Source organism: Nocardia aegles (assembly GCF_052545135.1).
On record NZ_JBQWRI010000001.1, the window covers coordinates 114,420 to 128,627 of the forward strand.

9 protein-coding genes, 1 tRNA gene and 2 pseudogenes are annotated in these 14,208 nt (G+C 67.3%); 8 read left to right on the forward strand and 4 right to left on the reverse strand.

What is annotated here, in order from left to right:
• Positions 1 to 158: 158 nt before the first annotated feature.
• Positions 159 to 914 carry an SIR2 family NAD-dependent protein deacylase gene (locus tag ACT89H_RS00580; RefSeq protein ID WP_445106488.1) on the forward strand — a complete coding sequence of 252 codons (756 nt, stop codon included), beginning with the start codon at positions 159 to 161 and terminating at the stop codon, positions 912 to 914.
• Between the two features lie 10 nt (positions 915 to 924).
• On the opposite strand, the gene ACT89H_RS00585 is transcribed toward ACT89H_RS00580, so the two are convergent.
• Together ACT89H_RS00585 and ACT89H_RS00590 are read right to left on the reverse strand one after the other, a co-directional pair.
• Positions 925 to 2,223: a D-arabinono-1,4-lactone oxidase gene (locus tag ACT89H_RS00585; RefSeq protein WP_445106489.1), complete on the reverse strand. Its 1,299-nt coding sequence runs from the start codon at positions 2,221 to 2,223 to the stop codon at positions 925 to 927.
• A gap of 54 nt (positions 2,224 to 2,277) precedes the next feature.
• On the reverse strand, positions 2,278 to 2,958 hold the full coding sequence (locus ACT89H_RS00590; RefSeq protein ID WP_445106490.1) for a TetR/AcrR family transcriptional regulator: 681 nt from the start codon (positions 2,956 to 2,958) through the stop codon (positions 2,278 to 2,280).
• Positions 2,959 to 3,715: 757 nt separating this feature from the next.
• Between ACT89H_RS00590 and ACT89H_RS00595 the strand changes: the two genes are divergently transcribed.
• From ACT89H_RS00595 to ACT89H_RS00620, 6 genes and pseudogenes are all read left to right on the forward strand, one after another.
• Positions 3,716 to 4,078 (forward strand): DUF190 domain-containing protein, encoded by a 363-nt coding sequence (locus tag ACT89H_RS00595; RefSeq protein ID WP_445106491.1) that lies wholly within the window; start codon positions 3,716 to 3,718, stop codon positions 4,076 to 4,078.
• Positions 4,079 to 4,268: 190 nt separating this feature from the next.
• On the forward strand, positions 4,269 to 5,912 hold the full coding sequence (gene pgm / locus ACT89H_RS00600; RefSeq protein ID WP_445106492.1) for a phosphoglucomutase (alpha-D-glucose-1,6-bisphosphate-dependent): 1,644 nt from the start codon (positions 4,269 to 4,271) through the stop codon (positions 5,910 to 5,912).
• Positions 5,902 to 7,080, forward strand: a pseudogene (locus tag ACT89H_RS00605) (MFS transporter); the annotation flags it as partial. The gene pgm and the pseudogene ACT89H_RS00605, both read left to right, overlap by 11 nt.
• A gap of 751 nt (positions 7,081 to 7,831) precedes the next feature.
• A complete protein-coding gene (locus ACT89H_RS00610) occupies positions 7,832 to 8,569 on the forward strand; it encodes a DsbA family protein (protein WP_445106493.1) in 738 nt (245 codons plus the stop codon).
• 695 nt (positions 8,570 to 9,264) lie between these two features.
• Positions 9,265 to 9,337 (forward strand) — tRNA-Ala (locus tag ACT89H_RS00615).
• An 82-nt stretch (positions 9,338 to 9,419) separates the two neighbouring features.
• Positions 9,420 to 10,070 (forward strand): annotated as a pseudogene (locus ACT89H_RS00620) (lyase family protein); the annotation flags it as partial.
• Positions 10,071 to 10,165: 95 nt separating this feature from the next.
• Here ACT89H_RS00620 and ACT89H_RS00625 read toward each other — a convergent pair.
• Positions 10,166 to 10,912 (reverse strand): ABC transporter permease, encoded by a 747-nt coding sequence (locus ACT89H_RS00625; RefSeq protein WP_445106494.1) that lies wholly within the window; start codon positions 10,910 to 10,912, stop codon positions 10,166 to 10,168.
• Positions 10,913 to 11,786: 874 nt separating this feature from the next.
• Between ACT89H_RS00625 and ACT89H_RS00630 the strand changes: the two genes are divergently transcribed.
• Entirely contained in the window at positions 11,787 to 13,298 is a 1,512-nt protein-coding gene (locus ACT89H_RS00630; protein WP_445106495.1) for an LCP family protein, read from the forward strand.
• 58 nt (positions 13,299 to 13,356) lie between these two features.
• On the opposite strand, the gene ACT89H_RS00635 is transcribed toward ACT89H_RS00630, so the two are convergent.
• Positions 13,357 to 14,190, reverse strand: coding sequence for an IclR family transcriptional regulator (locus tag ACT89H_RS00635; RefSeq protein WP_445106496.1), 834 nt, complete (start codon positions 14,188 to 14,190; stop codon positions 13,357 to 13,359).
• Between the last annotated feature and the right edge of the window lie 18 nt (positions 14,191 to 14,208).

The window sequence follows — 14,208 nt, forward strand, 5'->3', positions numbered from 1 at the left end:
CGCAGGTCAGAGGGCGGAAATCCGATACCGCGCAGCCGCGCGCCGGAGCGGTAGAGCGGTAGGCGCCCGCAGGGATGCGTCGGAGGGCATCGCCAGGTGGCCCGCGGCGTGCTCGAGGCGCGGGCATCATCCGGTCGCCGCCCCTAGGCTGTGCAGATATGACGACCGAGTGGCGCAGTCGTACCGGCCGGATCGGAGTGCTCACGGGCGCGGGCATCTCCACCGATTCCGGCATCCCCGACTTCCGCGGCCCGCGCGGGGTGTGGACGAAAGATCCCATCGCCGAATTGCTGTCGACCTATCAGAACTATGTGGCCGACCCCGGCGTGCGGGAACGCGCCTGGCTCGCGCGGCGGGACAATCCGGCTTGGCAGGCCGTCCCCAACCCGGCGCACCAGGCGCTCGCCGATTTGGAGCGGGCCGGTCGGGCGGTCACCATCATCACCCAGAACATCGATCGCCTCCACCAGCGGGCCGGGTCCTCGCCGGATCGAGTGATCGAAATCCACGGCAACATGTTCGAGGTGGTCTGCGTCGAATGCGACTACCAGACCTCGATGTCGGCCACCTTGGAGCGAGTCGCCGCGGGAGAACCCGACCCGCACTGCCCCGACTGCGGTGGCATTCTCAAGTCCGCCACCGTGATGTTCGGCCAGCAGATGGACCGCCGCACCATCACCAAGGCCACGCTCACCGCGGAGACCAGCGACATCTTCCTGGCCATCGGAACGTCGTTGCAGGTCGAGCCCGCCGCGTCGATGTGCTCCATCGCCGTGCGCGGCGGCGCGGATCTGGTCATAGTGAATGCCGAGCCCACCCCGTACGACGCGATGGCCACCGAGATCATCCGCGAACCCATCGGCACGGCCGTGCCCCGTCTGGTCGCGGAGCTTCTCGCCGAACGGCCGGAGTGAAGCGGCGGGTTCAGCTGACCGGGCCGAGTACCCGGTCGATATAGGGATTGGCGAAACGTCCTTTCGGGTCGAAGCGGCGGCGCACCTCGGCGAACCGGTCCCAGTCGGGATAGCGGCCGCGCAGGGTCGCGGCGGTCTGGAAGTGGCGCTTGCCCCAGTGCGGACGGCCCTGGTAGCGGTCGAAAACCGCTTCGCAGGCGCGGAAGTACGGCTTGAAGTCCATGCCCCGGTACTGGTGCACCGCGATGTAGCAGGTGTCGCGACCGCAGGCCGGGGAGAGGAAGGCGTCGTCGGGCGCGACCCACCGCACCTCGATCGGCATCGGGGTGTCGAACCGGGTGGACAGTTCCTTGATCTCGCGAATCGCGTCGACGGAGTGCTCGCGCGGGATCGCGTACTCCATCTCGGTGAAGCGGATCAGGCGCGGCGACGCGAACACCCGGTAGGAGCGGTCCACCTGACGCCGGTAGCTGCCGGCGTAGGCGGCGGCGCGCTGGATCACCGGGAGCAGGCGCGGCTGCCTGCGGCTCAGTCCGCACAGCGCGTCGAACAGGTGATTGGACAGCAGGATGTCGGTGAACCACTCCGCCGCTTTGGGGCGCGGCTGCTCGGGCAGGGACACGCGGTTGTTGCGCTTGGTCATGGCCAGCGGGCTGTGCGCGAACAGGTAGAACTCGAAATGCTCGTTGCCGTCGACGAACGAGTCCAGTTCGGCGAGCACGTCCGCCGCCGGGATCGGTCGCTCGATGCCCTCCAGCACGAAGGACGGCACCATTCGCAGTGTCACGGCGGTGACGACGCCCAGCGCGCCGATACCGACTCGCGCCGCCCGCCAACCGTCGGGATCGGTCTGCTCGTTCAGTTCCACCAGGGTTCCGTCGGCCTGCATCAGTTCCACCGAATGCACTGCGGCGGAGAGGTTCTGCACAGTCGCGCCGGTGCCGTGGGTGGCGGTGGCGATGGCGCCCGCGACGGTCTGGCGGTCGATGTCGCCCAGGTTCGGGAAGGCGAGGCCGTGCTCGTGCAAGGCGGTGCCGGCGGCGTTCAGGCTGATGCCCGCCTGCACTCGGACCAGTCCGCTCGCCCGGTCGACGTCGAGCACGCGGTTCAGTTTCGCCAGGCTCAGCAGCGTGCCGTCGGTGAGAACGGCGTCGGTGAACGAATGGCCGGTGCCCGCGACGCGCACGGTCCGGTCGTCGGCTTCGGCGTCGGCGAGCAGGCCGGCCAGTTCGTCGACGGAGCGCGGCGTGGCGAGGAGCGCGGGTGCGCACTGTTGATCCCCGGCCCAGTTCACCCACGAATTGGTCATATGTCCAACTCTACGGGGGCGCGTGTGACCCGCGCTGCGAATCCTTCGATTTCGCTACCGCTTGCGCCAGCTGCAGGTCAGCTGCTGCTTGGCTTGCTCGACCTCGTCCTCGCTCAGTGGGGGTACGTCGAGATGTCGGCGCGGCGTGTTGTCGCCGCGCACGCCGTTCAACATGATGGCCATATACCGCTGCCAGACATCGGGATTCACCGGCTTGGCGAACTCGGCGAGTCCGTCGACCATGTGCACCAGCGCGAAGAAATCCGAGGGCTCGATCCCATCGGCCAGCACGCCCGCGTCGCGGGCGCGGGTGCAGATCGCGTTCACCCTGGGCTTGATGCGATCGCGCACCACCGCGAAGCGATCGGTCTCGTCGTCTTCGAGTTCCAGCATGACTTCACTGAATCCGCGATTCGTGGCCAGGTGTCGACACGCGTATTCGAAGAACTCGACGAGTCCGAACCAGGGATCGGGATGCCGGTAGGCGGCGTCGGCCGCGTCGGCGAAATCGTTCAGGTTCTGGTCGAAGACCTCGACGATCAGTTCCTTCTTGTTCGCGAAGCGGCGGTACACCGTGCCGACACCCACACCGGCGCGCTCGGCCACGTCGTCGAGGGTGATCTCGAGTCCGTGGTCGGCGAACAGTTCCCGTGCCGCGGCGATGATCCGCTGCTGGTTACGCGCGGCATCGGCCCGCAGGCGCCGGGGTGGAGAGGCGACCGTGGCGTGATTCACACCTTCATTCTACCAACATGAAAGGGCTAACCGGAGGAGTTGACTCCGTTATCGAGTAGCTTCTCGAGACAAGCGCCGCTCCCGCGATTCGGTCGCGCCGTCCGTCGCGCGATCGTGCTCGACGGCGAGCGAGGCGACGCACTCGCGACAGTGATCCGACGGAACTGTGCTCGGCGATTGCCGTTGGCCGGCCCCAGAGGTCTGGTTCGGTGTAAGAACGGATCTTTCCGCCGGCGGGCGCGGCACGAATACGGATCGCGGATCGTGCCGCCCAGTACCGCGCACGACGCGCGCTGCTGGTCCGCCGCCGTGCACGGGCAAAGCGCTCCTGAATCACCATCATTGGTGCAAAATACGAGGTAAGTGGATGTGGCGAGCTTTACTGAACGCCATCGGGGTTTGCGCTCGATCCGGGTCTCGTGCACCGATGGGCGGTTTCCCACCCGGCGGCCCGCGGTAAATGTCGTGGGATACTTGGTAATCGGATCCCGATGATTCCGACCGCTTCGGTGTGGGTAGCCAAGAGGCTGCTGTGCACCCTTCTCGGTCTCGGCGCACCGGGCGGTCGCACCACCTTCTCCACCCCACCCGCGGGGTTCGTAGACTCCTCGGACCGGGCGCGCCACTACCCGCGCTCGTCCGTATCGGGGGTGACGGTGGCGTAGCCGGGGCGTCGGAGCCCGGCGCGGGCATGGCACGGTGAATACCTGGTTCGGCGCGGCGATCGACGGGAACAGCACGACGGAAGGGGGCAGGCATGAGTGGTTCGCAAGCGGGTGCCGCCACGGCGGGACGGTGGCGGCCCGCGGCACGGCTCACCGTGCTGCTCGACGAGGACGACAAATGGCGGCACACGCCCCTCTATCACGAGATCGTGCGCCGGGCCAGGGACAGCGGCCTGGCAGGCGCCAGCGTGTGGCGCGGCATCGAGGGATACGGCGCGTCCGCGCATGTGCACACCACCCGGATCCTGGATCTCGCCGACCATCTTCCGCTGATGCTGGTGCTGGTCGACGAGCCGGAACGCCTGCGCGCCTTCGTCGAGCGGAACGCCGAATTGTTCACTTCGGTCAACGTCACGTTGGCACCGGTGGACCAGTGGCAGGAGGGTGAGCGATGACCAGACCCCGTGGCAAGCCCGATGCGCCGGCCGGTTCTCCCATAGCGCCCGTGGCACCAGCGGGTTTCGCTGCCCTGATGCCGCCGGGCACGGCGGCCGTTACCATTGTCGGTTCGGCGCTGACCGGGCGGTCGTGGACATGATCCTGATGACGAGCCGGGCACAGCCGATACGGAAGGGAGACCCGAGCATGGCCCACGATCGAGCCGGGCGCCCCGCACGTCCCACCGATCTGGAAGACATCGCACACCTGGTGACGGCGTACTACAGCCGTGTCCCGGATGCGGAGGATCCGGCCCAGCGGGTGACGTTCGGAACGTCGGGGCATCGCGGCTCCAGCCTGGACGGCGCCTTCAACGAGGCGCACATCCTCGCGATCACGCAGTCGATCGTGGAGTACCGCGCCACCCGGGGCATCACCGGGCCGGTCTATCTGGCAAGGGACACGCACGCTCTGTCCGAGCCCGCTTGGACCACCGCGCTGGAGGTGCTCGCCGCCAACGACGTCACCGCGGTGATCGATGCACGCGACCGCTACACTCCCACGCCCGCGCTGAGCCATGCTGTCCTGCGGCACAATCGGGGCGGCACCAAGCATCAGGCCGACGGCATCGTGGTCACCCCGTCGCACAACCCGCCCCGCGACGGAGGCTTCAAATACAACCCACCGCACGGCGGCCCGGCCGACAACACGGCCACCGACGCCATCGCCGCGCGTGCGAACGAGCTGCTGCGCGAGGGGCTCACCGGGGTCAAGCGCACCACGCTGGAGCGTGCGCTGGCCACCGGCGTGGAACGCTACGACTATCTCGACCACTACATCGACGACCTGCCCAACGTGCTGAACCTGGACGCGATCCGCGGCGCGGGCATCCGCTTGGGCGCCGACCCGATGGGCGGCGCCAGCGTCGACTACTGGGAGGAGATCGGCCAGCGCTACGACCTCGAGCTCGAGGTGGTCAACCCCTTTGTGGACCCGACCTGGCGGTTCATGACGCTCGACAGCGACGGCAAGATCCGGATGGACCCGTCCTCCCGGTACGCGATGGCCTCGCTGATCGGGATCAAGGACGACTACGACATCTCCACCGGCAACGACGCCGACGCCGACCGGCACGGCATCGTCACGCCCGACGGCGGATTGATGAATCCCAACCACTTCCTCGCGGTGGCCATCGAATACCTGGTCCCCAACCGGATGGGCTGGGACGCGCTTACCAAGATCGGCAAGACCGCGGTGACGTCGTCGATGATCGACCGGGTGGTCTCCGTGCTGGGCCGCGACGTGCACGAGGTGCCCGTGGGATTCAAATTCTTCGTTCCCGGATTGTTCAGCGGCAGCTTGGCCTTCGGCGGCGAGGAGAGCGCGGGCGCGTCGTTCCTGCGGATGGACGGCACGGTCTGGACCACCGATAAGGACGGTATCCTGCTCGCTCTGCTCGCCGGGGAGATCGCCGCGGTCACCGGGCAGAGCCCGTCGGCGCGTTACGTCGAACTCGAACGCCGCTACGGCAGTCCCGCCTACGCGCGGATCGACGCACCGGCCACCGTGGAACAGAAAGAGTCGCTCGCGAAGTTGACTCCGGACATGATCACCACGAAGGAGGTCGCCGGGGAGCCGGTCACCGCCGTGCTCACCAGGGCGCGGGGCAATGGAGCGCCACTGGGCGGCCTCAAGGTGACTACCGCGAACGCGTGGTTCGCCGCTCGCCCGTCCGGCACCGAGGACAAGTACAAGATCTACGCGGAGTCGTTCCACGGCCCGGAGCACCTCGCCGAGGTGCAGACCGCCGCGGAGGAATTGGTGGGGCAGGCGCTGTCCGGTGACCGGTAGATCCAAGCCCCTACCCACCGAGATCTGGGTGCTGGTCGGGGGAGCGTTCGTCATCGCCATCGGGTTCGGTCTGGTGGCCCCGGTGCTGCCGCAGTTCGCTCGCGGCTTCGGCGTCGGTGTGGCGGCCGCCTCGGCGATCGTGTCCGCGTTCGCACTGATGCGGTTGCTGTTCGCGCCGCTCAGCGGGCGGCTGGTGCAGCGCTTGGGGGAGCGCTCGGTCTATCTCGGCGGGTTGCTGATCGTCGCGGTGTCCACGGGCGCCAGCGCGTTGGCGCAGAGCTATTGGCAACTCCTGTTGTTGCGGTCGCTCGGCGGCATCGGATCGACCATGTTCACCGTGTCGTCGCTGGCGCTGGTCATCCGGATATCCCCGCCGGAGCAGCGCGGCCGGGTCTCCGGGTTGTGGTCGACCAGCTTCCTGGTCGGCTCGGTGAGCGGGCCGCTGGTGGGCGGCGGGTTGTCCGGGCTCGGGCTGCGCTGGCCGTTCGTCATCTATGCCCTCGCGTTGCTCGCCGTGAGCGTGGTGGTGTACCTGAGCCTGCGGCGGTCGGAACTGGCCGCGCCGGAACCGGCCGGCGGGGTCCGCATGATGTCCTTCCGGGAGGGCTTGGCGCGGCCGGAGTACCGGGCGGTGCTGCTGTCGAACTTCGCCAACGGGGCCGCCGTGTTCGGTGTCCGGATGGCGTTGGTGCCGCTGCTCGTCGTCGAGGTGTTGCATCAGGCGCCGGCTATGGCCGGTGTGGCGTTGACGGTGTTCGCCGCGGGGAACATCGCGGTGCTGTTCGCCTCGGGACGATTGTCCGACCGGTGGGGGCGCAAACCGTTCGTGATCGTCGGCTCGCTGGTGTGTGCGGTGGGAACGGCAGGATTCGGCGTGGCGACCGACCTTCCCTGGCTGCTGGCCTGCTCGTTCCTGGCCGGCCTCGGGTCCGGCATGTTCACGCCTACTCAGCAGGCGGCCGTCGCCGACATCATCGGGCCCAAGGCACGCGGCGGCCCGGTGCTGGCCGGTTTCCAGATGGCCGCGGACCTCGGCACCGTCCTCGGGCCGGTCGCTGTGGGCGCGCTGGCGCAGCAGGTGTCCTATGCGTTCGCGCTCGGCGTGACCGGCGCGCTGCTCGCGGTCGCCGCGCTGGTCTGGGCCGTGGTTCCGGAGCCGTTGCGGAGAGGGAGTCCCGTGCCTTCGGAGGTTCCGTCCGAGCGTTCGGACGGAATGGACGACACCGGGCGGCAACCGGCTCTAATCGAGCGTTCGCTGAGCGAGGTGTCCGGTGCGCCGGTAGCCGACAGTCCGGTGCCGGTGGTGGCCGAGTCCACCGCGGTCGCGCGGGAATGTGGATACCGCGTGGCAGATTCGTCCATGGGGCCGCAATCGGTGCCGGATGGCGTCAGGACCGTGGCGGAATCCGGCGAGCTGGTGAGTTGTCCGCCGGCCGGGCGCGGCGATCGCCGTGCTGCGGCAGCCGATCCAAGGCCGGTGACGACCGCGCCGGGGACCGCGGTCGTCGATTCGAGCGAGGCGGAGAATTCGCTGGGCCGCCCGATGTCTCGCGGCAAACGTCGGCGGCCGGAGCGGCCTGCCCGCCGCAGCCGCTGACCGTATGGGGTGGGCGTTTGGCGTGCATGGGCCCGGTCAGTGCCACGCACTTGTAGCCGGCTGCCCAGCTGTCGGTGATGCCGATCGGCGATCCGCCACGGCCCGGGCGGATAAGGGGCTGGTACGCGGCGCAGACTGTGCAGCGGTGAGCGCGCGCCTGACGAGCTGAATCGACTGCTGTCGGACGGTGTCAGGTCGGCGACGGATGACTGTGTTACGTGCGTTACACGGCGGACGCGCCTTTGCGAGGTAGAACCCGACCGCTCGGATGGATCAGTGGCCCGCCGGTGGTGAGGGCGGTTCGTTGCGGCAAAGTGTCACTGTGAGCGAATCGCGTTCGAAGTACACGCCCCGGCCGATGTCGAGTGCGACCACCTACGCGCTCGGTGCGGTCGCTCTCGGGTTGATCGTGTTGGTCGTCATCGTGGCGATCCGCTGGGGGCGGGACGACGCGACCGTCCGAAACGACGGCTACGGTTCGGTGCGGAACCCCGCGGTGCTCTCGACGCTCGAGCGGAACGGTTCGATTCTGCTCGGCCGCCCGGACGCGAAGAAGACCATCGAGATCTTCGAGGACCCGCTGTGTCCCGGCTGCGGCAGCCTGGAGCGCATCTACGGTCAAGAGGTCGCGCAGAAGATCGATGAGGGCGCGCTGGCCGTGCGCTATCGCCTGGTGAACTTCCTCGACGCCCGCTCGCGGAGCGAGGATTACTCCACCCGCGCCGTCGCGGCGAACCAGTGTGTGGCCGAGGCGGGTTCAGGCCCGGTCTATTCGAAGTTCCACACCGAATTGTTCACCACCAAGCGCCCCGGCGAAGGTGGCGCGGACCTGAGCAACGAGGAACTCGCCGCGATCGCGGGCGATGCCGGGGCCACCGAGCCCGTGCGGCACTGCATCGCCACCGGTGCCAAGGTCGACTCCGCCCGCGGCAGCGCCGTGGCGCAGACGGCGGCGCTCGGCGAGGCGCTCGGTGGCTCCGCGGCCACGCCCGCGGTCTTCGACGGCACGACCAAGGTCGACACCGAAGACGAGAACTGGGTGGTCTCGCTCACCCGGTGACCAGCGGGTGCCTGCGCTGCTCACCGGTAGGGGACGACATCGGTGATTTCTCTCACCCAGCGCGGCCCGCCCAGGAACGGCAGAGCCCGCCATACTTCACGGCGAATCCGGTCTTCCGGCGAACGGAAGGGCCGGGACGCCGACTCCACCAAATCGACGCCCCGGCCCACTCGGCGGCGCGACCCGACATCCCCAGCCCCCGAGATCGCCGCGCGCCGAGCTTTCAGTTGGCCTGGGGCCGGGCAACGGCTCCACCTGCCGCCACCCGGCCCGCGCACTCGACAGCGCGATCCCGCCCCCTCTCCCTGGACCGCGCCTCGAGATGTCTCATTGCTCCGTTACGAGACCGACTGCGCCGCTGGGTATTCGGCCAATCGGTCCTGGCTCGTGAGACACGCCGACCGATCGGCCCATCCCTGTCCGGACTGTAACCATCACACCCACACGTGCCTCCGACTCCGCACCGCCGGACGCCCGGAACGGGCAGACCAGCAACCCCTCTGCTCCGCCCGTCCCGAGCGCTCAACTGCCTACCGCCTCATACTCCTTACGATCGACAGCAATTCGAACACATGTTCGATAATAAGCCATCCGTCGTCTCCTGTCACCCCCGAATCGAGGCGATTTGGTTGCCGACATACCGTTGGTGTAACTTCATTGAAGCGCGGCGGGGACGCCCGGAGCGCAATCAACCAGGGGCTATGGCGCAGCTGGTAGCGCACCACACTGGCAGTGTGGGGGTCAGGGGTTCGAGTCCCCTTAGCTCCACTTAAATAGCAGGTCAGTCCCGGTCTCAGATCGGGATTGACCTGTTTTTGTGTCTAGCCCCGCGCTTACCACCCGGATTCGGGTGACCTCGGCCGCCGACCTCATCGAAGCCACCCAGGACTGCAGTGCGTTCGTGCAGATCTCCGGCATCGTCAAACGCGTCGCGGTCAAACTGTCCAAGATCTGCAACGACCTGCGGCTGATGTCCTCGGGACCGACGACCGGTCTAGGGGAAATCTCCCTTCCCTCGGTGCAAGCCGGATCATCGCTCATGCCCGGCAAGGTCAATCCGGTCATCCCGGAAGTCGTCAACCAGGTCGCCTTCGCGGCCATCGGCAACGATATGACCGTCACCATGGCCGCCGAGGCGGGCCAACTGCAGCTCAACGCCTTCGAGCCGATCATCGCCTACAGTCTGCTCCGCACCACCGCGCACCTCACCGCCGCCATCGACACCCTGGCAACCAAATGTGTCGCAGGCATCACACCCCACCGCGACCGCCTAGAACAGGGTGTCCATCGCTCGATCGGCATCGTCACCGCCCTCACCCCCCATATCGGCTATGCCGCCAGTGCACGAATCGCAGAGCATGCCTTGCACACCGGACGCCCGGTGGAAGAAATCGCCACCGAACTCGGCCTGCTGGCCGCCGAAACCGTGAAATCGCTACTGGCACCGCACCGCCTCGCCGGACTGCCCAACTCGGCAACCGAACCTGCTGCGGCGCAGTAGTTATCGCGATAGAGCCGGTTGCGGCACCGGGAGATCTCCACTACGAGACCTATTGCCCCGTACGGTGCCGCTTGCAGTGCGCCGGGATCCGTCGTTTACCGCGGTGTGCGGTGGATCTTCGATCGTGCGATCAGCTCGGTGGTCACCGCGACCGCGGCTGCCTGGGCCAGCAGCAGGCCGGTCAGAACCAGCATCTGTACCGCGGCGGCTTGTAGGGCTGAGCCGCTGGCCAGCAGTACGCCGACGAAAGCGCCGGGCAGAGTCACCACTCCGACTGTGCGGGTCTGATCGACGCCAGGGAGCAGCGCATCACCGGCGCTCGGACGGATGACCTCTAGTCGTGCTTCGCGTTCGGTAAGGCCGAGGCTCATCGCCGCCTCGATTTCACCCCAGCGTTGTTCGACGGTGTCGAGGGCTCGACGTGCCGCGAGCGATGTCGCGGTCATCGTCCCACCCAGCACGATGCCGCCGATGGGGACCAACGCCACGCCGGTGAGCGGCACCACTCCGGTGAGCAGCATCAGCGGCAATACCGTTCCCGTTCCCGCGCCCAGTGCGAGGGTGAGCCACACCGCGGAACGTCCGGACGAGGACCGTCGCGCGGTGGTCGCCACGGCGGCGGCGAACATAATGACCAGCACGAGCAGCGAGCACCACAATTGCCTCAGTGCCGCGGCCAGTACCAGCGCGACGATCCCGAGTTGCAACGCGCCCCTGGCCGCCGCGCCCGGAGCCACCGACGCCGGCCCCAGGAGGGCCACCCGATAGAGCACTGCGGCCAGGGCCGCCATCGACACACACAGCGCCACCAGTTCGACGCTGGGCTGTACCGCTGCCTGCATCCGCACCGCCGTATTTCCCCTGTGCGGCCGCACTCGCCACCGCCACTCCCACGATGGCACTGGCCGCGAGTGTTCCGGAGTCCTCCGAGTACATCACGCCGGGATGGCGCAAGCCGAGGGACATGCCGGGCGCGTAGCAATCCCAGAACTTGGGAATGCCAGCTGTTCACGCACCGGTCAACGATTTCTCAGCAGTATCACAGGACCCGATCGCTATGGTGCGGAGCATGACGGAGACAATCAGATCCGGGACCGCCGGCCACGTGGTCAGTGTTGTGAAGACACTGCGGCGAGCAGACCCGACCCGGTGACCGAGACTCGGTTGTGAAGGCTGCGCGGGTCCCGCCCACTTGTATCGTTCGCCGCGGACATCCGATCGGTCGGGTAACGCAGTCGGCCTGGCGTGGCGGCCGCTGATCACCGTGAAGGATATGGTGCATAGGCCGGCGTCGGCGGTGCGAGCTACATCTGGTAATCGGTTGCGGCGGTTGGCGGGCGCGAGGTGGCCGCTCACGGCGCTCGGCGTCGATTTGCGCTGGTCGTCCCGGCGCCGCACCTGGCTACTCCGCACAGAATTGCCTGCCCGACGATGGCGAGTCTTCCACGCGTTCGTTCGCACGCTGATGTGAGGCAGTATCGGATGATGTACGAGGAAACCGAACCGCTCACGGTTGTCGCGTCCGCCCGGGCCGGTCGTGGCCGGTCCCGGCATGCGGAGAAGCTGAGCCGTGTGGCGGGATTCGCTCCTGCCGGGCGTCGTTCTCGTAGGGTGCGTACCGGGAAGGAGAGCCCTGCGGATCTGCCCACCGACCGACACGAACCGGTTCGCCATCGCCGCGCCGACCGCGCGACACGAGCTGCGTCCGGCACAGGGATGCGGGCTCTGCGAATCGCGGCTCGAATGCTGGTCGCCGCCACGGCGGTGGCCGTGGTGTCGGGAACCGGATTCGCCTACTACACCGAGCGGAGCATCGACTCGGGATTCACTCGTTCGCAGGCAATCAGCGCGGAGGACGCTGCCGCCCTGGACGGGGACCTGAACATTCTGTTGATCGGCCTGGATACCCGTAAGGACCAGAACGGCAACGACCTGTCGCAGACCATTCTCGACCAACTGCACGCCGGTGACAGCGACAACGGTGGGTACAACGCGAATTCCCTGATCCTGATGCACATTCCGAAGGATCTGAAGAAGATCACCGCGTTTTCCATCCCTCGCGACGACTACGTGACCGTCGCCGGGATACCCGGCTACGACCACGCCAAGATCAAAGAGGCGTATGGGTTGAAGAAGGCCGCCGTCGAGCAGAAGCTGATGAATCAGGGCGTCAAGGACAAGCTCGAACTGGAGCGCCAAGGGCGGGAGGCGGGACGCGAATCGATCGTGCAAACCGTGAAACAGCTGACCGGGGTGCCGATCAACCGGTTCGCTGAGGTGTCCCTCGTCGGTTTCTACGACATCGCGACCATCCTCGGCGGCGTCGATGTGTGCCTCAACCATGCCGTCGCCGACGCGTACTACTCCGGCGCGGTGTTTCCGGCCGGGCCACAGCATCTCGATGCCGCCAATGCTCTGGCCTTCGTGCGCCAGCGACACGGACTCGAGAACGGCGACCTGGACCGCACCCACCGGCAGCAAGCGTTCCTCACCTCGGTCGCCACGCAGCTGAAGGGCTCCGGCGTCCTCGCCGACGTCGGCAAACTTCAGCAGCTGGTGAACGCCGCGCAGAACGACATCGTGCTGTCCCAGGGCTGGAACCTGCGCGATTTCGCCCAGACTCTCGGCAAGGCCGGGTCCGTCCCGATCGAATTCCAGACCCTGCCGGTGAAGGCGTACGACGTCATCGACGGCCAAGACGTCAACATCGTCGACCCGGCGGTGATCAAGAAGACGGTGAGCACGGCATTCGGTGTGCAGGCGACCCAACCGGCCCGGGCCACGGCCACGACCACTCCGGCAAGCATTGTCGATGTCGTCAATGCGGGCAGTCACAGCGGCATGGCCGCCAAGGTGTCGACCGCTCTGGGTGAGAAGGGATACGGCAAGGGCGCGCTCGGCAACGCCGCAGCCTTCGCCGACGGATCCAGCTCGGTCGTCTACTACAACAGCGTCACCGGCAGCGCGGACGCCGTCCAGGTCGCCGATATGCTCGGCGGCCTGCCGACTTCCCCCTCACCGAACGTCGAGGCCGGCCATATCAAGGTTGTCATCGGCGACGACTTCACCCTTCCGGACGATCTGACCGACCCATCGGCCTCCGGCGCACCGCCGACCGGCGTCGCGACCGGCGCGTCGCCCACCACCGCCACGCTCACCAGCGGGGTACCCGACTCTGGCAAACCCGTTACGACCAGCATCGGCTCCGCCATCCCCTGCGTGAACTGAAGGCGGTATACGGCATCGGAAGCCGACCCGGCGAGCGCTCGTTTGAAGAATGTGCGTTTCAGTCGGCGGGGGAGTCCCGCCAGAACACGTCGATCAAGCGATCGACGATCAGTTGCATCTGGTAGAGGGCTTCGGGGATCCGGTCCCGGCCGAATCGGTATCGAGGACCGTTGAGGGTCAGGATCGCCACCATGTTCCCCGAGGGATCTCGGATCGGGCGCGAGAGGGAGAGCAGTTCTTCCTCGAGTTCGTTGTCGATGACACCGAAGCCTTGCTCGCGGACCTGGTCGAGTTCTTTCAGGAGTTCTGCGCGGTTGGTGATGGTGCGCGCGGTGTACGCCTCGAGTTTTTCGGGCAGGAGTGCGATGACCTTCTCCACCGGCCACTCGGCGAGCAGGACCTTACCGCTGGAGCTGGCGTGCAGCGGATAATGCTGACCGACCATGTGGTGCGACATCCGGGACGTGATGCCGACGACGTGTGAACCGGCGGCCTCGGCGATGAGATCGAGACCGTCGGTGACGTTGGGCACGGACATGGTGACCGATTCATTGAACTTGTCGGCCAGCTCCTGTAGCAGCGGCTGTGCGCGGGCGGCAAGACCGGCGTATGGGTCGGCGTGCCGCCCGAGCCGGGCCATCTCCCAGCCAAGGATGTAGTTGTTGTCGACTCGGTCGACGAGTCCGGTGCGCTCGAGGCTGTAGAGAAGACGGAAAGCGGTGGGTCGGGAGATCCCCACCGCTTTCGCCAGAGTGGTCACAGTGGCGCCGGTTTTGGGTTGCGCGGCGATTTCTCGGAGCAGCCGGACAGCTTTGGTCACCGACTTGTTGGCGATCTCAGCCGGCTCGGCGCTCGCTGCCGCACCGTGCTCTGTGTCTTCGGGCTCGGTCATGGCACCCTCTGATCGTCT

Excerpts from the sequence above, each read along its gene's own strand:
- ACT89H_RS00580 (WP_445106488.1), top strand. The coding sequence starts at position 159 with ATGACGACCGAGTGGCGCAGTCGTACCGGCCGGATCGGAGTGCTCACG.
- ACT89H_RS00585 (WP_445106489.1), bottom strand. The coding sequence starts at position 2,223 with ATGACCAATTCGTGGGTGAACTGGGCCGGGGATCAACAGTGCGCACCC.
- ACT89H_RS00595 (WP_445106491.1), top strand. The coding sequence starts at position 3,716 with ATGAGTGGTTCGCAAGCGGGTGCCGCCACGGCGGGACGGTGGCGGCCC.
- pgm (WP_445106492.1), top strand. The coding sequence starts at position 4,269 with ATGGCCCACGATCGAGCCGGGCGCCCCGCACGTCCCACCGATCTGGAA.
- ACT89H_RS00625 (WP_445106494.1), bottom strand. The coding sequence starts at position 10,912 with ATGCAGGCAGCGGTACAGCCCAGCGTCGAACTGGTGGCGCTGTGTGTG.
- ACT89H_RS00630 (WP_445106495.1), top strand. The coding sequence starts at position 11,787 with ATGCGGGCTCTGCGAATCGCGGCTCGAATGCTGGTCGCCGCCACGGCG.
- ACT89H_RS00635 (WP_445106496.1), bottom strand. The coding sequence starts at position 14,190 with ATGACCGAGCCCGAAGACACAGAGCACGGTGCGGCAGCGAGCGCCGAG.